The sequence below is a fragment of the Ruegeria sp. AE4 genome (genome assembly GCF_056542185.1).
This window is the reverse complement of the sequence record NZ_JBQFZK010000011.1, coordinates 1-23387: the sequence shown is the minus strand read 5'-3', so window position 1 is coordinate 23387 and position 23387 is coordinate 1. Positions and strand designations below refer to the sequence as shown.

General features: G+C 61.0%; 32 protein-coding genes and 1 tRNA gene. 23 read left to right on the top strand and 10 right to left on the bottom strand.

Features of this window, described 5'->3' with window-relative positions; translation table 11 throughout:
- Positions 1-112 precede the first annotated feature (112 nt).
- The 6 genes from ACR0EK_RS13825 to ACR0EK_RS13800 all read left to right on the top strand — a co-directional run bounded on the left by ACR0EK_RS13825 (position 113) and on the right by ACR0EK_RS13800 (position 3993).
- Positions 113-745, top strand: coding sequence for an ATP-dependent Clp protease proteolytic subunit (locus ACR0EK_RS13825; protein WP_209505739.1), 633 nt, complete (start codon positions 113-115; stop codon positions 743-745).
- A gap of 131 nt (positions 746-876) precedes the next feature.
- On the top strand, positions 877-2145 hold the full coding sequence (clpX, locus tag ACR0EK_RS13820; protein WP_209505741.1) for an ATP-dependent Clp protease ATP-binding subunit ClpX: 1269 nt from the start codon (positions 877-879) through the stop codon (positions 2143-2145).
- Positions 2146-2337: 192 nt separating this feature from the next.
- Positions 2338-2700 carry a RidA family protein gene (locus tag ACR0EK_RS13815; protein ID WP_480560320.1) on the top strand — a complete coding sequence of 121 codons (363 nt, stop codon included), beginning with the start codon at positions 2338-2340 and terminating at the stop codon, positions 2698-2700.
- An 80-nt stretch (positions 2701-2780) separates the two neighbouring features.
- Positions 2781-3164 carry an NADH:ubiquinone oxidoreductase subunit NDUFA12 gene (locus ACR0EK_RS13810; protein WP_267364687.1) on the top strand — a complete coding sequence of 128 codons (384 nt, stop codon included), beginning with the start codon at positions 2781-2783 and terminating at the stop codon, positions 3162-3164.
- Positions 3165-3175: 11 nt separating this feature from the next.
- Positions 3176-3628, top strand: a complete 453-nt coding sequence (gene mlaD, locus ACR0EK_RS13805; protein ID WP_480488409.1) for an outer membrane lipid asymmetry maintenance protein MlaD — start codon at positions 3176-3178, stop codon at positions 3626-3628.
- Positions 3625-3993: a DUF2155 domain-containing protein gene (locus ACR0EK_RS13800; RefSeq protein WP_480488407.1), complete on the top strand. Its 369-nt coding sequence runs from the start codon at positions 3625-3627 to the stop codon at positions 3991-3993. Before mlaD ends, ACR0EK_RS13800 begins: the two co-directional genes overlap by 4 nt.
- Here ACR0EK_RS13800 and aat read toward each other — a convergent pair.
- The 4 genes from aat to ACR0EK_RS13780 form a co-directional block, all read right to left on the bottom strand.
- On the bottom strand, positions 3939-4580 hold the full coding sequence (gene aat, locus ACR0EK_RS13795; RefSeq protein WP_245222579.1) for a leucyl/phenylalanyl-tRNA--protein transferase: 642 nt from the start codon (positions 4578-4580) through the stop codon (positions 3939-3941). The genes ACR0EK_RS13800 and aat overlap by 55 nt on opposite strands.
- Positions 4581-4628: 48 nt before the next feature.
- Positions 4629-5978 (bottom strand): acetyl-CoA carboxylase biotin carboxylase subunit, encoded by a 1350-nt coding sequence (accC, locus tag ACR0EK_RS13790; RefSeq protein WP_480539510.1) that lies wholly within the window; start codon positions 5976-5978, stop codon positions 4629-4631.
- A 9-nt stretch (positions 5979-5987) separates the two neighbouring features.
- Positions 5988-6482 carry an acetyl-CoA carboxylase biotin carboxyl carrier protein gene (gene accB / locus ACR0EK_RS13785; RefSeq protein WP_480967876.1) on the bottom strand — a complete coding sequence of 165 codons (495 nt, stop codon included), beginning with the start codon at positions 6480-6482 and terminating at the stop codon, positions 5988-5990.
- Positions 6483-6633: 151 nt separating this feature from the next.
- Complete coding sequence (locus ACR0EK_RS13780) at positions 6634-7170, bottom strand: LuxR C-terminal-related transcriptional regulator (RefSeq protein ID WP_209505755.1); 537 nt, start codon at positions 7168-7170, stop codon at positions 6634-6636.
- Positions 7171-7379: 209 nt separating this feature from the next.
- On the opposite strand from ACR0EK_RS13780, the gene ACR0EK_RS13775 reads away from it, so the two are divergent.
- The 5 genes from ACR0EK_RS13775 (at position 7380) to ACR0EK_RS13755 (ending at position 13280) form a co-directional block, all read left to right on the top strand.
- Positions 7380-8672 (top strand): helix-turn-helix domain-containing protein, encoded by a 1293-nt coding sequence (locus ACR0EK_RS13775; protein ID WP_480539506.1) that lies wholly within the window; start codon positions 7380-7382, stop codon positions 8670-8672.
- 77 nt (positions 8673-8749) lie between these two features.
- The gene (locus ACR0EK_RS13770; protein WP_480484506.1) at positions 8750-9130 is read left to right on the top strand and encodes a response regulator transcription factor; all 381 of its coding nucleotides are present in this window, start codon (positions 8750-8752) and stop codon (positions 9128-9130) included.
- Positions 9127-9435, top strand: coding sequence for a hypothetical protein (locus tag ACR0EK_RS13765; protein WP_209505761.1), 309 nt, complete (start codon positions 9127-9129; stop codon positions 9433-9435). Before ACR0EK_RS13770 ends, ACR0EK_RS13765 begins: the two co-directional genes overlap by 4 nt.
- Positions 9435-12113 (top strand): ATP-binding protein, encoded by a 2679-nt coding sequence (locus ACR0EK_RS13760; RefSeq protein ID WP_480833025.1) that lies wholly within the window; start codon positions 9435-9437, stop codon positions 12111-12113. The genes ACR0EK_RS13765 and ACR0EK_RS13760 overlap by 1 nt, the downstream gene beginning before the upstream one ends.
- Positions 12114-12191: 78 nt before the next feature.
- Complete coding sequence (locus ACR0EK_RS13755; protein ID WP_480495070.1) at positions 12192-13280, top strand: FliM/FliN family flagellar motor C-terminal domain-containing protein; 1089 nt, start codon at positions 12192-12194, stop codon at positions 13278-13280.
- A gap of 12 nt (positions 13281-13292) precedes the next feature.
- On the opposite strand, the gene ACR0EK_RS13750 is transcribed toward ACR0EK_RS13755, so the two are convergent.
- The 4 genes from ACR0EK_RS13750 to ACR0EK_RS13735 are packed head-to-tail and all read right to left on the bottom strand — an operon-like array spanning position 13293 to position 15494.
- A complete protein-coding gene (locus ACR0EK_RS13750) occupies positions 13293-13724 on the bottom strand; it encodes a protein tyrosine phosphatase family protein (protein ID WP_267366616.1) in 432 nt (143 codons plus the stop codon).
- A 9-nt stretch (positions 13725-13733) separates the two neighbouring features.
- Entirely contained in the window at positions 13734-14168 is a 435-nt protein-coding gene (locus tag ACR0EK_RS13745) for a DUF6691 family protein (protein ID WP_209505770.1), read from the bottom strand.
- On the bottom strand, positions 14168-14596 hold the full coding sequence (locus ACR0EK_RS13740) for a YeeE/YedE family protein (protein WP_209505772.1): 429 nt from the start codon (positions 14594-14596) through the stop codon (positions 14168-14170). Before ACR0EK_RS13740 ends, ACR0EK_RS13745 begins: the two co-directional genes overlap by 1 nt.
- A 34-nt stretch (positions 14597-14630) precedes the next feature.
- Complete coding sequence (locus tag ACR0EK_RS13735; RefSeq protein WP_209505774.1) at positions 14631-15494, bottom strand: MBL fold metallo-hydrolase; 864 nt, start codon at positions 15492-15494, stop codon at positions 14631-14633.
- A 244-nt stretch (positions 15495-15738) separates the two neighbouring features.
- Here ACR0EK_RS13735 and ACR0EK_RS13730 point away from each other — a divergent pair, with 244 nt between their 5' ends.
- Positions 15739-15954: a hypothetical protein gene (locus tag ACR0EK_RS13730; protein ID WP_209505776.1), complete on the top strand. Its 216-nt coding sequence runs from the start codon at positions 15739-15741 to the stop codon at positions 15952-15954.
- 9 nt (positions 15955-15963) lie between these two features.
- Here ACR0EK_RS13730 and ACR0EK_RS13725 read toward each other — a convergent pair whose 3' ends face one another.
- Positions 15964-16182: a hypothetical protein gene (locus ACR0EK_RS13725; protein WP_209505778.1), complete on the bottom strand. Its 219-nt coding sequence runs from the start codon at positions 16180-16182 to the stop codon at positions 15964-15966.
- Positions 16183-16428: 246 nt separating this feature from the next.
- Here ACR0EK_RS13725 and ACR0EK_RS13720 point away from each other — a divergent pair, with 246 nt between their 5' ends.
- Positions 16429-16692 carry a DUF2312 domain-containing protein gene (locus ACR0EK_RS13720; protein WP_209505782.1) on the top strand — a complete coding sequence of 88 codons (264 nt, stop codon included), beginning with the start codon at positions 16429-16431 and terminating at the stop codon, positions 16690-16692.
- A gap of 270 nt (positions 16693-16962) precedes the next feature.
- Here the strand turns inward: ACR0EK_RS13720 and ACR0EK_RS13715 are convergent.
- Positions 16963-17037 (bottom strand) — tRNA-Thr (locus ACR0EK_RS13715).
- 83 nt (positions 17038-17120) lie between these two features.
- Between ACR0EK_RS13715 and ACR0EK_RS13710 the strand changes: the two genes are divergently transcribed.
- The 10 genes from ACR0EK_RS13710 to ACR0EK_RS13665 all read left to right on the top strand — a co-directional run.
- Positions 17121-17276, top strand: coding sequence for a hypothetical protein (locus ACR0EK_RS13710; RefSeq protein ID WP_209505784.1), 156 nt, complete (start codon positions 17121-17123; stop codon positions 17274-17276).
- A gap of 6 nt (positions 17277-17282) precedes the next feature.
- Entirely contained in the window at positions 17283-18551 is a 1269-nt protein-coding gene (murA, locus tag ACR0EK_RS13705) for a UDP-N-acetylglucosamine 1-carboxyvinyltransferase (protein ID WP_480507463.1), read from the top strand.
- Positions 18548-19024, top strand: coding sequence for a DUF2948 family protein (locus tag ACR0EK_RS13700; protein ID WP_480473608.1), 477 nt, complete (start codon positions 18548-18550; stop codon positions 19022-19024). Before murA ends, ACR0EK_RS13700 begins: the two co-directional genes overlap by 4 nt.
- Entirely contained in the window at positions 19025-19546 is a 522-nt protein-coding gene (locus ACR0EK_RS13695; protein WP_480495062.1) for a GNAT family N-acetyltransferase, read from the top strand.
- A gap of 61 nt (positions 19547-19607) precedes the next feature.
- The gene (gene hisD / locus ACR0EK_RS13690; RefSeq protein ID WP_480900228.1) at positions 19608-20909 is read left to right on the top strand and encodes a histidinol dehydrogenase; all 1302 of its coding nucleotides are present in this window, start codon (positions 19608-19610) and stop codon (positions 20907-20909) included.
- A gap of 98 nt (positions 20910-21007) precedes the next feature.
- Entirely contained in the window at positions 21008-21487 is a 480-nt protein-coding gene (locus ACR0EK_RS13685; protein WP_171722821.1) for a UPF0262 family protein, read from the top strand.
- A gap of 3 nt (positions 21488-21490) precedes the next feature.
- Positions 21491-21949, top strand: a complete 459-nt coding sequence (locus ACR0EK_RS13680; protein WP_209505795.1) for an arsenate-mycothiol transferase ArsC — start codon at positions 21491-21493, stop codon at positions 21947-21949.
- On the top strand, positions 21946-22344 hold the full coding sequence (locus ACR0EK_RS13675) for a ketosteroid isomerase-related protein (protein ID WP_480488382.1): 399 nt from the start codon (positions 21946-21948) through the stop codon (positions 22342-22344). The genes ACR0EK_RS13680 and ACR0EK_RS13675 overlap by 4 nt, the downstream gene beginning before the upstream one ends.
- On the top strand, positions 22337-22930 hold the full coding sequence (locus tag ACR0EK_RS13670) for a GNAT family N-acetyltransferase (protein ID WP_480900226.1): 594 nt from the start codon (positions 22337-22339) through the stop codon (positions 22928-22930). Before ACR0EK_RS13675 ends, ACR0EK_RS13670 begins: the two co-directional genes overlap by 8 nt.
- Positions 22931-23126: 196 nt before the next feature.
- Positions 23127-23387 (top strand): hypothetical protein (locus tag ACR0EK_RS13665; RefSeq protein WP_480967875.1); only part of this gene is annotated, 261 nt, incomplete at its 3' end.

The window sequence follows — 23387 nt, the reverse complement described above, 5'->3', positions numbered from 1 at the left end:
CATTCCGCGTTCTCACCGACACCCCCTTGCAGCCCCCCGGAGCCAACACTAAGACTCAGGTAACACTTGTTGGGATAATGTCCCGATCCACAGCAAAACAGGCAGGTTACGAATGTTCGATCCCGTAGATACCTACATGAATACGCTTGTTCCCATGGTCGTTGAACAGACCAGCCGGGGCGAGCGCGCGTATGATATTTTCTCCCGCCTGCTGAAAGAGCGGATCATCTTCATCAACGGCCCGATTCACGATGGCATGAGCCATCTGGTCGTGGCGCAGCTGCTGCACCTTGAGGCGGAAAACCCCAACAAGGAAATCTCGATCTACATCAACTCGCCCGGTGGCGTGGTGACCAGCGGTTTGTCGATTTACGATACAATGCAGTATATCAAGCCGAAATGTTCCACATTGGTGATCGGTCAGGCGGCCTCGATGGGATCGGTTCTGCTGGCCGGTGGCGAGAAAGGGATGCGCTTTTCGCTGCCTAACAGCCGGATCATGGTGCACCAGCCCAGCGGCGGATATCAGGGTCAGGCCAGCGATATCATGATCCACGCAGCCGAGACGCAAAAGCTCAAGGATCGCCTTTATGACATCTATGTGCGTCATACCGGGCAGACAAAAAAGGCGGTTGAAAAAGCGCTGGACCGTGACAATTTCATGAGTCCGGAAGAGGCCAAGGAATGGGGCCACATCGACGAGATCGTGGAAAATCGCGCAAAAATGGACGCGGATGAGGTCTGAGTTTCGGAGCCTGTGCCTCCGGTGCAGGAACCATTTTGAGATTGTAGCGGCCAAAGCGCTGGCCTAAGCTGCACGAACAGGCGAAACGCATCCCCGCCGGGGGTGCTGGGATGAGGCCCGAAAGGTAGATCATGGCGACGAATTCAGGCGGTGACGGGAAAAACACGCTCTACTGCAGCTTCTGCGGCAAAAGCCAGCATGAGGTGCGCAAGCTGATCGCAGGCCCGACCGTTTTCATCTGTGATGAATGTGTCGAACTTTGCATGGACATCATCCGCGAAGAGACCAAGGCCAGCGGGCTGAAGTCTTCGGACGGTGTTCCGACGCCCAAGGATATCTGCGAAGTGCTGGACGATTACGTGATCGGTCAAGCCACCGCAAAACGCGTCCTGTCGGTTGCGGTCCACAACCACTACAAACGTCTGAACCACGCCCAGAAGGCGGGCAATGATATCGAACTGGCAAAGTCCAATATTCTGCTGATCGGCCCCACCGGCTGTGGCAAGACATTGCTTGCGCAAACGCTGGCCCGGATACTGGATGTTCCCTTTACCATGGCCGATGCCACAACGCTGACCGAAGCCGGCTACGTGGGTGAGGATGTTGAGAACATCATTCTCAAGCTGTTGCAGGCCAGCGAATACAATGTCGAACGCGCGCAGCGCGGCATCGTCTATATCGACGAGGTCGACAAGATCACCCGCAAATCCGAGAACCCGTCGATCACGCGCGACGTGTCCGGTGAAGGCGTACAGCAGGCGCTGCTGAAACTGATGGAAGGCACCGTGGCCAGCGTTCCGCCGCAGGGCGGCCGCAAACACCCGCAGCAGGAATTCCTGCAGGTGGACACCACGAACATCCTGTTCATCTGTGGCGGCGCTTTTGCGGGTCTGGACAGGATCATTGCACAACGCGGCAAGGGCTCGGCCATGGGTTTTGGCGCCGATGTGCGTGACAATGACGAGCGCGGCGTGGGCGAGATCTTCAAGGATCTGGAACCTGAAGATCTGCTGAAATTTGGCCTGATCCCCGAATTCGTCGGTCGTCTGCCGGTTCTGGCAACGCTGGAGGATTTGGACGAGGAAGCACTGGTCACCATCCTGACCAAGCCGAAGAACGCCCTGGTCAAGCAATACCAGCGCCTGTTCGAGTTGGAAGATGTTGAGTTGGGCTTTACCGATGACGCGCTGAAGGCGATTGCCAAGAAAGCCATCGAGCGCAAAACCGGTGCGCGCGGCCTGCGGTCAATTCTCGAGGATATCCTGCTGGACACCATGTTCGAACTGCCGGGCATGAAAAATGTCAGCGAAGTTGTGGTGAACGAAGAGGCGGTGATGTCCGACGCGCAGCCGCTGTTCATCTATGCCGATGCGGCCAAGGAATCGGCCTCGGCGGGTTGAGGCCGGTCATTTCGCGGCGGCGGGACTTCAGTTGAACAGGTTCAGGGGGCTCTGCCCCCGCTGCCCTTCGGGCATCTCCCCCGGGATATTTATAGCCAGATGAAGCTGGGGATCCGTCGCTCGTACGCGAAGGCATGCGCAATCAGGCAGCGGGAGCTTAAGCAAGCTTTCGAACAACAAAGGTGACGGGTTATGACAGTGAAGCGCATTTCTTCGGGCGGTGAGTTTGAGGCGAAAGTCGGCTATTGCCGTGCGGTGGTTGCGGGCGGCTGGGTTCATGTCGCCGGGACCGTCGGGCAGGGCGACGACGTGGTGGCGCAATGCCGGTCAGCGCTGGACATCATCGGCAAGGCACTGGCTGAGGCGGGCGCGGGTTTTGAAGATGTGGTTCGGGTCACCTACATGTTGCCGGACCGCAATGAGTTCGCGCCGTGCTGGCCGGTTCTGGCCGAGACGTTTGGCGCCAATCCACCGGCTGCGACGATGATCGAATGCGGTTTGATTGATCCGAAGTACCGGATCGAGATCGAAGTGACCGCCTTCCTGCCGCAGTGACACTGGAAGCCCAAGGGGCACTGGACCTTGGCGAGCCTTTGGTCCATACCTTCTCTCGACCGAAATGCCGGAGGCAGCCGATGGGAATCCTGAACAGTCTTTTACGAGCCGTGACCTGGTGGAACGGGTCAACACTGAACACGCAGCTTTATACGGCGCGCAAGGGTGTGAAAGTGGGCGAAGACAATGAAGGCAATGTGTTTTATCGCACCGCCGACGACAGCAGGCGCTGGGTGATTTTCAATGGCGAGGCCGAAGCCAGCCGGGTTGACCCCGAATGGCACGGCTGGTTGCACCGCACCTGGGACGAACCCCCGACCGACAAACCGCTGCCGCACAAAGCCTGGGAAAAACCGCATCAGGAGAACCTGACAGGTACGGCGCTGGCCTATGCGCCTGCCGGGTCGCTGCGGCGGGCCAAGCCGGTTGAGCGCAGGGATTACGAGGCCTGGAGCCCGGAATAAACGAGGCGAAGATGTCGACCCATAACTGGACCGAAGTTCTTGTCGGAGGCGTCGTATTGGCCGGTGCCATCGCGTTTGGCGTTTATGCCAGCCAATCGACCGGCCTGTCGCAAGGTGCCGCGGGCTATGAGCTGGGCGCCTCGTTCCGGTCGCTGGAAGGGGTCGGCGTTGGCACGGATGTCCGTCTTGCCGGGGTGAAAATCGGCACCGTTACCGGGGTCAAGCTGAACCCGGATACCTATCGTGCCGACACGACTTTCTCTGTTGCCGAAGGCGTGCTTGTGCCCGATGACAGCGCCATCGTGATCTCTTCCGAAGGGCTGTTGGGTGGAAACTTTGTCGAAGTCATGCCTGGCGGTTCACCCTTCTTTTTTGAACCCGGAGATGAGATTCAGGATACCCAGGGTGCGGTCAGCCTGATCTCGCTGCTGGTCAAGTTCGTAGCCGGAGATGGCGGCGAATGATGCGCGCCGCCCTGATTGCCCTGTTGCTGGCTGGAACCGGCGCCGCCGCGCAGCAGAAAGTCAACTCTGGCCCCGGCGCCATGCTGCGCGGGCTCGACAAAGTCAGTGGCCAGACGGTTGATATCGAATTGCAGACAGGTCAGACCGAAGCTGTGTTCGGGCTGGATGTGGCGCTGGGGGATTGCCGGTATCCGGTGGATAACCCGACAGGCGATGCCTTCGCCTATCTGACCATTTGGGAAACGGGCAAAGCGGATCAGCTATTTGATGGCTGGATGATCGCGACCTCTCCGGCGCTGAATGCGCTGGATCACGCGCGGTATGACGTTTGGGTCATCCGTTGTATCACGCCTTCTGCGGACTGAGTGATCGGCGCAGCAAAGTCGGCGCTCTGGTTCAGGGCTTCTTCCAGTTCTTTCTTGTAAGCGCCACGCGGGATTTCGATCGCCCCAAGGGATGCCAGATGCGCGGTCAGGAACTGCGTGTCAAACAGGTGAAAGCCGGTTTGCCGCAACCGGTCCACAAGATAGGCGAGCGCGATTTTCGAGGCATCCGTGCGGCGCGAAAACATGCTTTCGCCAAAGAACGCGGCCCCCAGCGTCACACCATATACGCCGCCCACCAGCGCCGCTCCGTCCCAGACTTCCAGTGAATGCGCATGACCGGATTGGTGCAACTGGCGATAAAGGGCGTGCAGTTCCGCGTTGATCCAGGTGTCGGACCGGTCAGCGCACCCATCAACAACGCCGGAGAAATCCCGATTGATTGAAATCTCGAACCCGCAGTTCCGGATGCGGCGCGCAAGGCTGCGCGAGATGTGGAACCCGTCCAGCGGAAATATCCCGCGAAACTTGGGATCAACCCAGAACAGTTCAGGATCGTCGCGGTGTTCGGCCATCGGGAAAATACCGATGGAATACCCGTGCAGCAGCAGTTCGGGGGTCAGGCTCATGCCGGTGATAGGGCGACCAGAGGGCGCGGGCCCTCTGGCACATGGCCCTTATTTTTCCATGTTCTCCGCAAGCCAGCGCTCCAGCCAGTGGATGTTGTACTCGCCGCTGTGCAGATCGGGCTCCTGCAACAGGGCGTGGAAAAGGGGTACGGTGGTGTCGATACCGTCGACGATCAACTCTCCCAGCGCGCGTTGCAGACGCGCCAGCGCCTCGGCCCGGTCGCGGCCCTGCACGATCAGCTTGCCAATCAGCGAGTCGTAATAGGGCGGGATCGAATAGCCGTCATAAAGCGCCGAATCCATCCGTACGCCCAAACCGCCCGGCGCGTGATAGGCCGTGATCTTGCCGGGGCAGGGCGAAAAGTTCGGCAGCTTCTCCGCGTTGATCCGGACCTCGATGGCATGGCCGTTGATCTCAAGATCGTCCTGACCGAAAGACATCGGTTCACCCGCTGCGACAAGGATTTGCTCGCGCACCAGATCGACGCCGAAAATTCCTTCGGTGACAGGGTGTTCCACCTGCAGGCGGGTGTTCATTTCGATGAAATAGAACTCGCCCTTTTCATACAGGAACTCGATGGTGCCTGCGCCGATATAGTTGATCTTGGCCACCGCGTCGGCGCAGATCTTGCCGATCCGGGCGCGCTCTTCGGCGGTAATGCAGGGGCCGGGGGCCTCTTCAAAGACCTTCTGGTGACGGCGCTGCAACGAACAATCGCGCTCGCCCAGATGCACCGCATTGCCCTTGCCGTCGCCAAAGACCTGAATCTCGATATGGCGCGGCGTGGTCAGATATTTCTCGATATAGACCTCGTCATTGCCAAAGGCGGCCTTGCCTTCGGCGCGTGCGGTCATGAAGGCGCTTTCCATCTCGTTCGCGTTCATCGCGACTTTCATGCCGCGCCCACCGCCGCCAGCCGTGGCCTTGATGATGACGGGATAGCCGAATTCCTCACCGATGCGCTTGGCGTCGGCCAGCGTGGGAACGCCACCGTCCGAACCGGGAACGCAAGGCACACCCAGCGCCTTCATCGTGTCCTTGGCGGTGATCTTGTCGCCCATGACGCGGATATGTTCCGCGGTGGGGCCGATGAACGTGATGCCATGATCTTCGACGATCTGCACGAACTCGGCGTTTTCGGACAAAAAGCCATAGCCGGGATGGATCGCCTGCGCGCCGGTGATCTCACAGGCCGAAATGATCGCGGGCACCGACAGATAGCTTTGCGGGCTGGGCGGGGGGCCGATGCAGACCGATTCGTCCGCCATGCGCACATGCATCGCGTCGCTGTCGGCGGTGGAGTGGACGGCAACCGTTTTTATCCCCATCTCGCGCGCGGCGCGGATGACGCGCAGGGCGATCTCGCCTCGGTTGGCAATCAGGATCTTGTCGAACATGGGCCCGCCTTACTCGATGATGACCAGAGGGGTGCCGAACTCAACAGCGTCGCCATCGCCCACCAGCACGCGCTTGACGGTGCCCGATTTGGGGGCGTGGATGTGGTTCATGGTCTTCATCGCTTCGACGATCAGCAGCGTGTCGCCTTCAGACACTGTCGCGCCGACGGAAATGAACGCGGGCGCGCCGGGTTCCGGCTGCATATAGACCGTGCCCACCATGGGCGAGGTGACAGCGCCCGGATGGCTGGCCGGATCTTCGGCGGCAGCAGGGGCCGCCGAGGGGGCCGCAGCCGGTGCCGCAGCAGGGGCGGGCGCTGCCGCAGGAACAGCCATCTGAACCGGAGCGGCCACGGTCTGTGTCATACGGCTGACGCGCACGTTCAGGCTGTCTTCTTCGCCATATTCACGTTTGACCTGCAACTCGGTCAGATCGTTTTCGCGCAGCAATTCGGCCAGAGCCTTGATGAATGCCACATCCGCTTCGTGTTTGGTGTCTGTCATGAGTATCCTCGACGGTTCCCCTTTGGCCCGTCTGTTTCTTGCGGGCTCTGATCAAATTACGCAGGGTTATAGGCTAAGCGGCGGTGCATGAAAAGCGCCGACTCGCACCATCTGGCATGCGTTTCACGCGTAATTTAAAGGGTCGGACGGGTCACAGGGGCATCCCCGATAATTTGGCGACCAGTTCAGACAGCTTTCGTGCGCCGAATTTTTCAAGCAAACGGGCGCGGTAAGCCTCGATTGTGCGGTAACTCAGGCCCAGCTCTGCTCCGATTTCCTTGGCCGACAGGCCGCGGCAGGACAGGATGGCCACTTCGCGTTCACGGATGGTCAGTTCAACCAGCGGTCGTTCCTCGGATATGTCGGAAAAGCTCCAGATACCGTGGCGGAACGGGTCGTCGGGCGTCAGCGACCGGCCCCGGGCGCGGCACCAGAACAGGTCGCCGCTGCGGCGGCGCATGACGCGCTCATCCGTGTAATATCCGGTGCCGCGCATCACCTGCAGGCTGCGTTCGCCAATCCTCTCCCAATCCGCGACCGAAGGGTAAAGGTGCAACAGCGGCATGTTGCGATAGTCGTTTTCTTCTCCGCCAAACGTGCGGGCAAATTGCAGGTTGCAGCGCCGGATGATCCGGTTTTCCAGCTCAACAAGCCCGATCGGCGCATATTCAAAGGCGGGGTCGCTCATGCGTGTATGGTGCCGGGAAAGCGCGCGGAAATGAAGGGGGGATGCGATGTCTTGCGCCAGATTGACGCCCGAAACCGATGCTGTGGTCTGCGCCAAGTTGTGAAAGTTGTAAATGTCAGCTGAAAAGAAATGATTAACCTGCGGAAACAGATGCTATAATCTGAAAACGAGCGTGAAATTCGACGGGTCTGAATTCAGGGAAAGTAAGCATGCGCGACACGTTGACAGGCAGTCGCATTCGCGAAAGACGGCAGATTGCCGGGCTGCGGCAGGCCGAACTGGCGCGGCAGGCCGGAGTATCGGCGTCTTATCTGAACCTGATCGAACACAATCGCCGCAGGATCGGGGGCAAGTTGCTGGTCGATATCGCGGCGGCGCTGGGCGTTGAACCTTCGGTCCTGACACAGGGGATCGAGGCAACTCTGGTTTCCGCCCTGCGCGAGGCGGCCGAGGATGCGGTCGGGCAGAAGGCCGAGATTGACGGGCTCGAGGAGTTCGCCGGGCGCTTTCCCGGCTGGGCCGGTGTTCTGGCGCAAATGCATCGCCGTGTCGTGTCTTTGGAGCGGAACGTCGAAACCCTGTCCGACCGCCTTACGCACGACCCGCAATTGGCCGCGTCGATGCACGAGGTTCTGTCAACCGCCGCCGCCATACGCTCGACCGCCGCGATCCTAGCGGATACCCAAGATATCGAGGCCGAATGGCGCGAGCGTTTCCACAAGAACCTGCATCAGGATGCCGAACGGCTGGCAGGCAGTTCCAAGGCGCTGGTGACCTTCCTCGACGAAAGCGACTCGGCGGTTGATCCGCGTGCCGTTCCCCTGGAAGAGGTCGAAGCCTTCTTTGAAGCCCGCGCCTACACGATTTCCGAACTGGAAGACGGGGGTGATGTGGACGCGGTTGACCTGAGCGGGCTCAATACCTCGGCGGCGCGCACCGTCGCGCGCGAAGTTCTCAGGATCTATCGCGCAGACGCGCAGGCGCTGCCGCTGGAGGCCGTCAAAGCGGTTGTTCAGCAGGGTGATCCGAACCCCATCGAACTGGCGCAGCGGTTCTCGGTTGATTTTGCCACCGTCCTCAGGCGCCTGGCCTTTCTGCCGGATGGTATCCTGTCGCAACCGGTCGGCATGGTGCTGTGCGACGCGTCTGGAAGTATCCTGTTTCTCAAGCCGATTCAGGGGTTTACCTTGCCCCGACACGGCGATGTCTGCCCGCTTTGGCCGCTGTTTACGGCCCTCAGCCGTCCGCTGGTGCCGGTGCGCAAGCAGGTCGTCCTGACCGGCAGGTCCTCGGCCGTGTTCGAATGCGTCGCTTATGCCTGGCCGCATGCGGTGTCGGGATACGATCAGGACCCGGCCTATCGCTCGGTCATGGTGGTGCGCCCGGTCAGGGACCCGTCAGACGAGGTGCCGGTCACTCAGGTCGGGCCAAATTGCCGTGTCTGCCCAAACCGCGATTGCAAAGCCCGGCGCGAGCCGTCGATTTTGAGCGAAGGTTTTTGACACGTTCATGACAGACCGCTTAATCTGGCGGGAACCGGTCTCGGGATGGAAGACCGGTTATGGGAGGAACTGAACATATGAGCCGAAAGGTTCTGCTGATTGAGGACGAACCGAACATCGCCGAGGCTATCCGGTTCCTGCTGTCGCGCGAGGGATGGCAGGTCGAAACGCATGGCGACGGAACGGATGCGGTTCAGGTGATCCAGGGGGCGCAGCCCGATCTGGTCATTCTGGATGTCATGCTGCCGGGCAAGAACGGTATGGATATCCTTCGGGAACTCAGAAAAATGGAGGAACTGGCAGGCTTGCCGGTTCTGATGCTGACCGCACGGGGTCAGTCGCGCGACCGGGAAATGGCCGAAAACGCAGGCGTCAGCCGCTTCATGACCAAACCGTTTTCCAATGCCGAAGTTCTGACAGCCGTGCGTGACCTTCACGCGCAGGCGACGCGCTTATGATGTCCGGCGAGGGCAACAAGACCAAACCACCGGGCACACGCCCCTCGCTTTTTCTGGAACGACAAAGCTATCGTCGTCACAGGCTGACGGATGCCGCCCGGATTTTGCCCTTTCTGGGTGCGGCGCTGCTGGCCCTTCCGTTGCTGTGGCCAGACCCGTCCGGCGGGGATGCGGCGGTGCCCCTGTCTTCGGCGATGTATTACATATTCCTCTGCTGGGGCGCGCTGATCCTGGCCGGGTTTGTCTTTGGGCTGGCCGCCCGCCGCATGGCCGCGCGCGAGGGATCGGACACGGGCGCTGAGTGATGGCCACCATAAACGTTCTGATTCTGGTTTGCCTTGCCTATGTCGTGTTCCTGTTCGCAGTGGCCTTCGCCGCGGATCGCATGGCTGCGGCCGGGCGCGGCAAATGGTTGCGTTCACCCGTGATCTACACGCTGTCCCTGTCGATCTATTGCACCGCCTGGACATTTTATGGCGCGGTGGGCAACGCCGCGCGGTCGGGGCTGGAATTTGTCACCATCTACCTCGGTCCGACGCTGGTGATGGTCGGCTGGTGGTGGGGGCTGCGCAAGCTGGTGCGCGTCGGGCGCAGCCAGCGGGTCACCTCGATCGCCGACCTGCTGTCGTCCCGGTATGGAAAGTCGAATACGCTGGCGGTCTGCGTGACCATTCTGGCGGTGCTGGGCGGCACGCCCTATATCGCGCTGCAACTGCAATCCATTACCCTGTCATTCTCGATCTTTGCCGAGGCTGACCCGTCAGGCCTCTATCGCGAAGGGTCCAGCGTGTTCTGGGTCGCGGCTGGACTGGCCGTGTTTGCCATCCTGTTCGGCACCCGCAATCTGGACGTGAACGAACGTCACCATGGCGTGGTCACGGCCATCGCGGTCGAGGCCGTTGTCAAACTGTTTGCGCTGATCGCCGTGGGCGTTTTCGTGGTGTGGGGGATCGCGGGTGGAATTGGCCCGATGATGGACCGGATCGACGCCTCGGAAATCGGCCAGTGGAACGTCGATGCCGGGCGCTGGACGACGTTCATCTTTCTGTCGGCCGCCGCCTTTATCTGCCTTCCCCGGATGTTTCAGGTGATGGTGGTGGAAAACGATGACGAAGGCCATCTCAGAACCGCTGCCTGGGCTTTCCCGCTCTACCTGCTGTTCATGAGCCTGTTTGTCGTGCCCATCGCCGTGGTCGGACTGGACCTGCTGCCCCAGGGCGCCAACCCCGACCTGTTCGTTCTGACCGTGCCGCTGTCCCAGGGCAATGACTGGCTGGCAATGCTGTCCTTCATCGGCGGGTTTTCCTCGGCAACCTCGATGGTCATCGTCAGTGCGATGGCCCTGTCGACAATGGTGTCGAACCATGTGGTCATGCCCATCTGGCTGAACACGCAGGAAGGCACCGGCTCGGTATCGGGCGATGTGCGCAACATTGTCCTGATGGCACGCCGAGTTTCCATTGCCGCCATAATCGCGCTGGGCTTTTTCTACTACCGGCTGTCCGGGGGCGGTGCCGCGCTGGCCTCGATCGGGTTGATCGCCTTTGCCGGTATCTCGCAGATTCTGCCAGCGTTGGTCGGGGGGCTGTTCTGGCGCAGGGCGACCCGGACCGGGGCGCTGGTCGGGCTGACCGTTGGCTTTGTGCTGTGGATATACACCCTGCTGCTGCCGGGAATGGGCGGCGCGTGGATGCCCGAAACCGTGCTGCAAAACGGCTTGTTCGGCCTTGGCTGGCTGCGCCCTCATGCCCTGTTCGGGATCGAGGGGATCGATCCGATGGTGCATACGGTGATGTGGTCCTTGTCCCTGAACACGCTTGCCTTCTGCGTCGCGTCCCTGCTCAGCTTTCCCAGCCCGTTGGAGCGGTTGCAAGGGGCGCAGTTCGTCAACGTCTTCGATCACTCGGTCGCGCCGCGCGGGTGGTCCGGGTCGGTGGCGCAAAGCGAAGACCTGATGATCATGACGCAGCGCATTCTGGGCACCGGCCCCACGCAGGAGTTCTTTCAGGCCGAGGCGCGAAAACAGGGTGGCCGTTCGCACCTGCCAGAGCCGACACCGGGCTTTCTTAACCGTCTGGAACGCGAGCTCAGCGGCTCGGTCGGCGCGGCCATGGCCCATGCGATGATCGGCCAGATCGTGGGCGGATCGTCGGTCTCGGTCGAGGATCTGCTGGCCGTGGCAGACGAATCCGCGCAACTGCTGGAATACTCCGGCCAACTCGAGGAAAAGTCCTCCGAACTCAGCCGAACCGCTCGGCAATTGCGCGAGGCCAACGCCAAGCTCACCCAGATTTCCGAACAGAAGGACAGCTTCCTGAGCCAGGTCAGTCACGAATTGCGCACGCCGATGACCTCGATCCGGGCGTTTTCGGAAATCATGCGCGACACCGATGGCCTCAGCCGCCAGGAGCAGACCCGCTATGCCGCGATCATTCATGACGAAGCCCTGCGCCTGACCCGGCTGCTCGATGATCTGCTGGATCTGAGCGTGCTTGAAAACGGGCAGGTCAGCCTTAATCTCAGCGATGACAGCCTGCGCTCGGTTCTGGACCGCGCCGTGCCCAGCGCTCTGGCCGGGGCGGACCGAAAGATCACCGTCCGCCGGACCCGCGCGGCCGAGCGTATTTTCCTGCATACGGATCTGGATCGGTTGGGGCAGGTGTTCATCAACCTGATCTCGAACGCGCAGAAATATTGCGACGCGGACGATCCGGTGCTGGTCATTTCCGCCCATGATGTCGGCGGGCGGGTCATCGTCGACTTCATCGACAATGGCAGCGGCATCCCACCGGGCGCGCGTTCGATGGTGTTTGAGAAATTTGCCCGCGTGGGCGGCGACAAGGCTGGCGGAGCGGGGCTTGGTCTGGCCATCTGCCGCGAAATCATGCAGCGGCTGGGGGGTGAGATTACCTATCTGCCGGGGCAGGGCGGCGCGGCCTTCCGGATCAGCCTGCCACAGGCCTATCAGCAGGCGGCGCAGTGAAGCGACCATAAAGGACTTGGTAACGCCCGAGGGTGTAAACCGGTTGCCAGGTGCTGGAACAATTGGTGATCGGGCGTCATGTCACAAGATGTCAATGCCGCGTTGGCGCGCAAACTGTCCGTTGGGCAAAAGGATCTGGGGGATCGCCCACGCTCGGTTCTGCGGGCGCTGCGCCTTGGGTTCGCCCGGGCGGCGGGCGACCGGCTGAACCTGCCGCTGGCGGTTATCGGGGCAAAGCAATCCAACCAGTCGCAGGAGGTGCCGGGGGACGCCGCAGGACAGGATTGGCTGCTGTTGGTGTTTGACGGCCCCGAAGGCCGCGCCGCGACCTGTCTCAACCCGAATGCGGTCTCGGCCATTGTTCAGGCCCAGACCATTGGTCAGGTCCTGTCCGGTGATCCCGGCGCACGCACGTTTACTGATACCGACGCCGCCATCGTGGCCCCCTTGATCGAAGCCGCGTTGACCGGTTCCGCCGCTTTGTTCGACGCCTCAAGCGATCAGATTTGCCTTGAAGGGCTGGAATTTACCTCGCGCGCCAAGGATTTGCGCACCCTGTCGCTGGCGATGACGGAAGAAGCGTATCGCATTTTCGAACTGACCGTCGATCTCGCGAACGGAGAGCAGCAGGGCCGCATCTCGGTCTTTCTGCCGGAACATCCTGCCGTCCCGGACGTGGCCGAAGATGCCGGGGAAAAGGTTGATCTGCGTATGGAGCAGTGTTCAGGCGTGATGCGGGCGGAACTGACCGCCGCGCTGTGCCGCATGTCGCTGCCGCTGTCCGACCTGTCCGGAATGCGGATCGGGGACATTCTGCCGTTGCGCGGGGCGCGTCTGGACCGGACCGAGGTTCTGACGATTGACCGGACACGCGCCGGTATCGGTCGCCTTGGGCAATGCGGCGGCCTGCGGGCCGTGCGGCTGAATGAAACCGCTGCACTGCCGGCCCTGACCGGCGCTGACGCGCAGGACTTCATCGCCAGCAAAAGTGGAACACCGCCGCAGGATTATCCGGTTGAACCAGCTGAGCATGATGCGTACGCCCAGACCGTCCCGGCCGGGGTGTCAGATCTGACAGATAGCGATCTGATCGTGAACGATTCCGAACGGATGGTCGCTGAAATCACGCAACTGGCGGGGTTGGCACCCCCGGAGTCCACCAGCTAGGTTGAGGGGCACTCAGCCGCCAGTGCCGCGGATCTGGTCCAGCATGGGGCGCAGATTGTCCAGCTGATACCCGGCTTTGCCGGTCGCACTCAGGATGTCGTCCGTGCTCATGTGGTCGCACTGGCCCAACGCCCAAACCACCGAACACCGCGTGCCCGAGGCGCAATAGGCCAGAACAGGACCACTGCCGTTTTCCGCCATGTCGCGCTGCCGCTTCACGTTCTCAGGCGTCATCGTCTGGTGGGTCAGCTCCAGCACCTCATATTCCATACCGGCGGCCCGCACCGCTTCGCCGATCGCGTCGGATTGCATGGCCGGGGGAACTTCGGCATTGGGCCGGTTGCAGATCACCTTGGCAAAGCCAGCCTCGGCGATGGCCGGAACATCCTCGACCGTGATCTGCGGCGAGACAGCATAGCGGGGGGTAATCTGACGAATCTCCATGCCAATTCCTTAGGCCGCGTTTGCCGCCCTGTCCAGTTGCGCGCCCAGCGGTGGTGCCACGAACATCCCGGCCGCCATTGCAACCAGAAAGACCAGCCCGCCCAGCCCGCCATAGCTCAGCGAGGCCATCGCCGGTCCGGGGCACAGTCCGGCCAATCCCCAGCCCATCCCGAACAGAACCGAACCCACGATCAGCCTGCGATCAACCTCGGGCTTGGCAGGGGGTGGAAAGGCTCCGCCGGTCAAGGCGTTTTGGCGACCTGTTGTCATCCGCCATGCCACAAGCATCGGCAGAATGGCACCGCCCATCACAAAGGCCAGCGTCGGGTCCCAGTTGCCAAACACATCCAGCCAGCCCTGAACTTTTGTGGTGTCTGTCATGCCCGAAATCAGCAACCCGGCGCCGAACAGTGACCCGGCAATCAACGCAATGATAAGACGCATCAGATCACTCCCATCACATGACGCAGCAGCACAAGGGTGACGCCCCCGGCAAGGATATAGAAAACGGTGGCCACGATGCCGCGTAGCGAGAACCGAGAGATACCGCACACCCCGTGCCCCGAGGTGCAGCCATTGGCGATCCGTGTACCGATACCGACCAGCAGCCCGGCCAGAATGACAACGCCCAGATTGCTGGTAAGATGCGTCTGGGCCTCGGGCGCGATCAACGGGTGCAGAAGAACGGGCATTCCGACAAGTCCCGCAATAAAGGCCAGCTTTTCGGCCATGCTCCCCTTGGCACTGCCATCGACAAGGCCGCCCAGAATGCCGCTTGCGCCCATGATCCGGCCATTGCCCAGCAGGTAGACCGCCCCGGCCAGACCGATCACCAGACCGCCGCACAGCCCCCAGATCCACTCAATATTCATGTGGGAATTCCCTTTGTGATTTGTTGTGCCCGCGTCACAGCTTGTTGACCGGCAGTTTCAGGAAAACATCGCCCTGTTCATCCGCCGGGGGCATCTGACCGGCCCGCATGTTGACCTGCAAAGACGGCAGGATCAGGCGCGGCATAGCCAGCGTGGCGTCCCGCGCGTCGCGCATTTCCACGAAGTCTTCGATGCTGCGCCCCTGTCCGATATGGACGTTCAGCGCCTTCTGCTCACCCACCGTTGTCTCCCACGCGTATTCGTCGCGGCCCGGTGCCTTGTAATCATGCCCGACATAGATGCGGGTATTGTCCGGCAGCGACAGAATCTTCTGGATCGACTGGAACAGTGTGGCCGACGATCCTCCGGGAAAATCGCAGCGCGCCGTGCCGAAATCGGGCATGAACAGCGTGTCACCAACAAATGCCGCATCGCCAATCACATAGGTCATGCAGGCCGGTGTGTGGCCGGGGGTGTGCAGCACGTCGCCCCGCATCTGGCCGATGTGAAAACTGTCGCCTTCCTTGAACAGCGCATCAAACTGGCTGCCATCGCGCTGAAACTCGGTTCCTTCGTTGAAAACCTTGCCGAACGTGTCCTGCACGGTGACGATCTGATCGCCAATCCCGATCTTGCCGCCCAGCTCCTGTTGCAGATAGGGGGCCGCCGACAGGTGGTCGGCATGGACATGGCTTTCCAGAATCCACTCGACCTTAAGGTCCTGCGCGCGCACAAAATCGATGATCTTGTCCGCCGAGGTTGTCGACGTCCGCCCCGAGGCATGGTCGAAATCCAGTACGCTGTCGATGATGGCACAGGCCCGTCCCTGAGGTTCATGAACCACGTAGGAAACCGTAAAGGTCTGCTCGTCAAAAAACGCTTTCACTTTCGGTGTCATGATCTTCTCCGTTTCGGTCTCGCATATCATATATGTGAATTGGAATGTGATGCAATATCGAACCTGAATTTGATGCCGGTCAAAGCAACCGCTGTAATTCTGGCTTAATCTTTAACCTATCCGCGTCAGATTGCCGAAACTTCGACCATGGCAGGCAATTTCCCGCACAAGGCTACGATATTATCTGCGGGTCGTAATCCCGTTACGTATATTGGGGATACTGGCGCCACTTGGGAGGATAGTTATGACACCGACTGGTCTTTATTCCGAAGCCGAGCAGCTTGAACGTAAGCTTGTGAACGCGGGTCTGGAAACGCGTTTGGCGCTTCAGCCGAGTGTGAGTAAGATTGTTGACCGGATGCGGCAGCAGGGGATGGAGGTGCCTTCGCGCCTGCGTCGTCTGGATGCGGCCTTGTGCGAAGATGCGATTGAAGCGCAGTTTGATAACTTGCCGGTGTGAACCGGATGGTCATCCAAGGGAAATCCCGAGGATGACCAGCATCAATCCAAGCACCGACAGAAACAGCGAGGCCAGGTTCCAGGGCAAGACCCCCTGAACCACCGCGCGCAGCTCGTCATCCGACAGACCGGCCTTGCGCGCCCGCATCACGCGAAGAATGCACCAGACCAGACCGGCAAGCCCGGCCACAGACAGGGCTGCACCGCCCCAGGTGATGAATTCAAACATGGTTCCCCGCATATCCTCGTGACCTGATCACGCGCTTAACGGATCGGTTGGGGTCATACAAGTGCGCCAGCCCATTGGGTGCTTGCGACCCGGGCGGCAGCACTGTATCCGGCATTCCACACCAGGGTTTCAGCCTCTGGGGCAGGCGTGTTTCGAAGGTGCTCCCGTTGATCGGGCCACCGCCGTTCACCGCCAGCCGCAGGCTGACCTCTTCTGGTTGCAGGTCCATAACCGGGAACAAAAAAGATGAGCATGTCTGAAGAAGCAGAAGCAAATTACAAGGTCACCGCGGGCGAGCTGCGCCAGTTTGTGGAACGTATCGAGCGCCTTGAGATGGAAAAGAAAGACATCGCCGACCAGATCAAAGAGGTCTACGCTGAAAGCAAGTCGCGCGGTTATGACGTAAAGGCCCTGCGCAGCATCATTTCGCTCAGAAAAAGGGACAAGGATGACATCGCCGAGCAAGAGGCCGTCATCGAAATGTACAAAGAAGCGCTGGGCATGACCTAAGCCCGACCGTCACGAAACGACCTATGGCTCTGGAATGGGTTCAATGCCCTGAAAGAGCCGCTGGCCGGGGGGATGCAACGGGCGCGCAGCGGCTCCCCTTGCCAAGCGCATGGTACTACCACGCGCAGCGCTCGACGCCTCCGGGCTGTATCGAACCGCCCATAAACCAAACGCGCACCACAAAAGTCTCTGACACGCCAATAGCCAAAGACGCCGGAACACCCAAACCCTTCCGGATAAAAGCGCGCTTTTTCGCAGGAATATGAAGGATGGTGCTGCTGGAGAGAATTGAACTCTCGACCTCTCCCTTACCAAGGGAGTGCTCTACCTCTGAGCTACAGCAGCGCTGTGGGCGGGTGATTAGACTCAAACGAAACGCGGCGCAAGGGTGTCTGGACGGTTTTTTTCGCCTCCTGTAGAGAAAGATCATGACGGATAAAAATTCACCCAAAAAACAAGGTAAACCCGGCGATGCGCGCGAGGCGCGGCTGAAGGCGGCGCTCAAGGCCAACATGGCGCGTCGCAAGGCGCAGGCCAAGGCGCGCGCGGCCGCGGGGGACAAGCCTGACAAGGACGAGGGATAAGAGCAGATGGATTCGATTCTGGTAACGGGCAACGGCCCGCTGAACGGTCAGATACCGATTGCGGGGGCCAAGAATGCGTGCCTGACGCTGATGCCCGCAACATTGTTAAGCGAAGAACCGCTGACGCTGACCAATGCGCCGCGGCTAAGCGACATCAAGACCATGACCGCGCTGCTGCAATCGCTGGGGGCCGAGGTGTCGTCGTTGCAAGACGGTCAGGTGATTGCAATGTCCAGCCACAGCCTGACCAGCCAGACCGCCGATTATGACATCGTACGCAAGATGCGCGCCTCGAACCTTGTGCTGGGTCCCTTGCTGGCGCGGTTCGGGCAGGCGGTTGTGTCACTGCCGGGCGGTTGTGCGATCGGCGCCCGTCCGATGGACCTGCATGTCGAAGGGCTCGAGGCGCTGGGCGCCGAGATCGAGCTGAAGGACGGCTATCTGCACGCCAAAGCTCCGGGTGGTCTGAAAGGGGCCGTGCATCAGATGCGCTTTGCCTCGGTCGGGGCCACCGAAAATATCGTCATGGCCGCCACGCTGGCCAAGGGCACCACGGTGCTCAAGAACGCCGCGCGCGAGCCCGAGATCGTCGATCTGGTTGAATGCCTGCGCAAGATGGGGGCGCAGATTTCGGGCGAAGGCACCCCGACCATCGAAATTCAGGGCGTCGACCGGCTGCACGGGGCCACCCATCAGGTTGTCACCGACCGGATCGAGCTGGGCACCTATATGCTGGCCCCGGCGATTTGCGGTGGCGAGGTCGAACTGCTGGGCGGTCGCATGTCACTGGTCGAATCCTTTGCGGCCAAACTGGATGCGGCAGGCGTCAGCGTTTCGGAAACCGCAGGCGGTCTGAAAGTGGCGCGCAAAAACGGGCGTGTGCGCGCGGTGGATGTGGTGACCGAACCTTTCCCCGGCTTCCCGACCGACCTGCAGGCGCAGATGATGGCGCTGATGTGTACGGCCGAGGGCACCTCGGTTCTCGAAGAACGCATTTTCGAAAACCGCTTCATGCACGCCCCCGAACTGGTGCGCATGGGCGCGCAGATCGAGGTGCATGGCGGCACCGCCACGGTGACCGGGGTCGAGCGTCTGAAAGGCGCGCCGGTGATGGCGACCGACCTGCGGGCTTCGGTCTCGCTGATCCTTGCCGGATTGGCGGCAGAAGGGGAAACAACGGTCAGCCGGGTCTATCATCTGGACCGCGGATATGAACATGTGGTGCGCAAGCTGGAAGGTGTGGGCGCAAAGATTGAACGGATCAAGGGCCAATGACAGACGCAAGTTTTGAAGACGGGCGCGAGGCGCCGCTAAATCTTGGGGCCGAGGATGCAGATGACCTTCAGGTGATCTCGACCCTCGCGCAAGATGCCGTGTTTCCGGTGACCGAGATGAAGTGGCAACCGGCGCAGCGCCGCTTTGGCTTGCTGCTGAACCGCTTTCGCTGGGAAGACAAGGATGCCGCCGCCCGCCGCGACCGCCCGTTTGAACGGGTGCAGTCGGTGCTGGTCTTCGGTTCGGTTCTCTCGGTGTCCAGTCAGGGCATTGATCGCGGTGACACCGACATGATCATGTCACTGCTGTCGGTCGTTTTCGAACCCGGCGAGGATGGCGCGGGCCATGTCCTGCTGACGCTGGCCGGTGACGGCGCGATCCGCCTGACGGTCGAGGCGCTGGATGCCACCCTCAAGGACGTCACGCGCCCTTATCAGGCCCCCTCCGGTCAGGCCCCGTATCATCCCGAATAGATGCAGAACAAGCGCGGCATATCTCAGGCGTTTTCGAAGGTGCCCGAAGGTGTCACTCTGCGTCGCGCCACCGTTTTCGACGTTTTCGACATCAGTCGGGTTCTGATCCGTTCGATCACGCAGCTCTGCGGGGCCGATCATCAGGGTGACCCGCAGGCCATCGCGCAATGGACCGATAACAAGGACCCGGCCTCGATCCGGGGCTGGATCAAACCTGGATCGCAGATCTGGCTGGCTGAACGGGCCGGGCAGGTGGCCGCCGTAGGCGGTTTGTTGGAAACCGGAGAGATCACTCTGCTTTACATCGACCCGGATCATAAGGGCTGTGGTCTGGGGGCGGCGGTTTTGAATCGGCTGGAACGGGAACTGCTCGCGGCGGGATGTTCCTCAGCCTCGCTTGAGGCAACAAAAACCGCGCAGGATTTCTATCTGCGCCACGGCTGGCAGGCTACCGGCCGGTGCTGCGGCCACGGGGATCTGTCCTGCTTTGCCATGCACAAATCGCTGCACCCCGTGGGCTGAGGGTTGAGGCCGCGCGCTCCGGGCGATATGTCCCAATGCGCAACGCCCGGAGTGCCAGATCATGCCCGTTTTCCTTGATACCACATCGCCCGATTTCGAACCCGCCTTCCGGACCCTGCTCTCGGCCAAGCGCGAGGACAGCCCGGATGTGGATGCGGTTGTGGCGCAGATCATCGACGACGTACGCAACCGGGGTGACGCGGCGGTGATCGAACTGACGGCCAAATTCGACCGGCTGACGCTGACGCCCGAAACGCTGGCCTTCAGCGCGCAGGAGATCGCAGAAGCGGTGGCGCTGGTCGGGGCCGAAGATCGCACGGCGCTGGAACTGGCTGCTTCCCGTATCCGGGCCTATCACGAAAGGCAATTGCCCGAGGATCAGGAATGGACGGATGCGACGGGCGCAACACTCGGCTGGCGCTGGTCTGCCGTCTCGGCCGCGGGGCTTTACGTGCCGGGTGGGCTGGCATCGTACCCGTCATCGGTGCTGATGAACGCCATCCCGGCCAAAGTGGCCGGTGTGGAACGGCTGGCAATCGTGGTGCCCACGCCCGACGGGCAGGTGAACCCGCTGGTGCTGCTGGCGGCACAGCTGTCGGGTGTGGACGAGGTCTATCGCATCGGTGGCGCGCAGGCCGTGGCGGCGCTGGCCTATGGCACCGACACCATCGCGCCGGTCGACAAGATCACCGGACCGGGCAACGCCTTTGTCGCCGCCGCCAAGCGGCGCGTCTTTGGCAAGGTCGGCATCGACATGATTGCCGGCCCCTCGGAAATTCTGGTCATCGCCGACAAGGACAATGAGCCTGACTGGATTGCGCTGGACCTGCTCAGCCAGGCCGAACATGACGAAAGCGCGCAGTCGATCCTGATCACTGACGACGCGGCATTCGGCCAGTCCGTCGCGCAGGCGGTCGAAAAACGGCTGGAAACCCTGCAACGCCGTGCCATCGCCGGGGCCAGCTGGCGCGACTACGGCGCGGTGATCACTGTGCGCAACCTAGACGAGGCCGCAGCCTTGTCCAACCGCATTGCCCCGGAACATCTGGAACTATGCGTGGCCGACCCGCGCGCGTTGAGCAAAAAAACCATCCACGCCGGAGCCATCTTTCTGGGTCAGTACACCCCCGAAGCCATCGGCGATTATGTGGGCGGCCCCAACCACGTGTTGCCCACCGCCCGCTCGGCACGGTTTTCGTCTGGCCTCAGCGTGATGGATTTCCTCAAACGCACCACGCTTAGTCAGATGACTCCCGAAGCCCTGCGTGCCATCGGCCCTGCTGCCGAACAGCTGGCGCAATCGGAAAGCCTCGAGGCGCATGGCCTCTCGGTCACCGCGCGCCTGAACCGCCTGAATGGCTGAAATGACGCAAAGACCGGGCGCATATGGCGTTTCTGTGCGTTGCCCGTTGAATATCATTGTTATAGGTCTGTGCTGACGCAAGGAATGTGACTGTAAAGATGACCCGCATCTCGCATATCGAACTGGATGATAGAAATCTGCCGCCGCCCACGCCCGAGATCGAGCAGGAGCGCAAGGTCGCCATCTATGATCTGCTTGAAGAAAACAGCTTCTCGCTGCCCAAACGCGACGACCGCGTTGTGCCCGAAGGCCCCTATCGCCTTCAGCTTTCGATCCGCGACAAACGGCTTGTCTTCGACATTGAAACCGAGGCCAACGAAAAAGCGGCCGAGTTTCATCTGTCGCTCGGTCCCTTCCGGCAGGTGGTCAAGGATTACTTCCAGATCTGCGAAAGCTATTTTGACGCGGTGAAATCGCTGCCGCCCAGCCAGATCGAAACCATCGACATGGCCCGCCGGGGTATCCACAACGAAGGCAGCCGCGTGTTGCAGGAACGGCTGGAAGGCAAGGCAGATGTCGACACCGACACCGCCCGCCGCCTGTTCACGCTGATCTGCGTTCTGCATTTTGGGGGCTGACGCGTGAAGCCTCTGCCGCAGTCGGTCTTGTTCTGTTGCGACCACAACGCGGTTCGGTCCCCAATGGCCGAGGGGCTGATGAAGAAATTCTATGGCACCGGCACCTATGTCCAGTCCGCCGGTGTGCATAACGATCTGGAAATCGACGGCTTCAGCATCGCTGTCTGCCACGAGGTCGGCGTGGAACTGTCCCGCCACCGCTCGCGCTCCTTCGACGAGATGCAGGAATGGGGCGACGACCTCAGCTCGTTCGATCTGGTCGTGGCGCTTTCACCCGCCAGCCAGCGGCAGGCGCTGGAACTGACCCGTGTTTTTCACCTCGATGTCGATTATTGGCCAATAATGGACCCTACCGGGATGGGCGAGACCCGCGAACAAAAGCTACATCACTACCGACAGACCCGCGACCAGATCATTCAGCATCTGAAAGACCGCTGGGGCGAACCAACGGAGGGGACATGAACCAGACCGTCAAAACCTATTTCGATGCCTTCAACGCCGGTGACGTCGATGGCATGCTGGCCTGCCTGTCCGATGACGTGGCCCATCACGTGAACGAAGGCCAGATTCGCGTCGGCAAGGACAAGTTCGCCGCCTTTTGCGCCCATATGAACCGCTGCTACCGCGAAAACCTGACCGACATCGTTGTGTTCGAGGCTCAGGGCGGCACCCGCGCTGCGGCCGAGTTCATCGTCAACGGCACCTATCTGGAAACCGACGAGGGCCTGCCCGACGCGCACGGCCAGACCTACCGCCTGCCTGCCGGGTCGTTCTTTGACCTCAGGGACGGCAAGATCACCCGCGTCACCACTTTCTATAACCTTGCAGACTGGACCAAACAGGTCTCGAATGGCTGACGTCAGTGACGTCCGCCCCCTGACCGGAGCGGCACTCGGGGCCGCTCTGGATGATGTCGCCCGCCTGCGGATCAGGGTATTTCACGCCTGGCCCTATCTCTATGACGGCGATCTGGAATACGAACGCAAATACCTGCAATCCTACCGCGACAGCGACCAGGCCATCGTGGTCGGCGCCTTCGATGGCGACCGCCTGATCGGCGCCTCGACCGGTGCGCCGCTGACCGACCACGCCGACGATTTCGCCGCGGCCTTCGCAGACACCGGGCTGGACCTGTCGCAGATCTTCTATTGCGCTGAATCCGTCCTGCTGCCGGACTATCGCGGGCAGGGCGTCGGCCACAAATTCTTCGACACGCGCGAGGGGCACGCCCGCGAACTGGGCTTTGCCAAATGCGCCTTTTGCAGCGTGCAGCGCCCCACCGACCACCCCCTGCGCCCAGACCACTACCGCCCGCTGGATACCTTCTGGCGCGCCCGCGGATACAAGCCCTTACCCGGCGCAATCGCCCAATTCTCGTGGAAGGATATCGGGGAGGAGGGAGAAACGCTGAAGCCGTTGCAGTTCTGGATGCGGGATCTGTAGGGTTCGGGTTGGGAAGGTGGAGCAGGGTTTTTCTGTGTGTTGCCGGAAGTGATTGTTCCGTGCAGCAGACATTCACCGCCTTCGCAAAATCGACTGCCTCAAATGGCAGCAATGCGCAGGGAGTGGCCTTTGGAAAGTTGGGTTATTCACCTGCGAGCCGTGCTTGTGAAATTTTCCTGGCTTGTTAATTTGAACCATGAGCAGAGAAGACGAGCACGATGCATTTGCGCCAAAAATCGGTGACTACGTATGGCTGACACCTGCAGCGCCGAGTAACGCCCTTGAGCAGATGGTGGCCGAAATTCTTGCTGAGAAATATGACAGGGAAACCATTATCAGATTGATGATTTTCCCATTGGGTCCGGAAGCTGGACCTGTCCCGTTTTTGTGCCGCCCCAAGTGCTCGTTTAAGCCACTTTCCTTTCGAATGCGACAGGGCTTTTCCAGCCCAATGCTG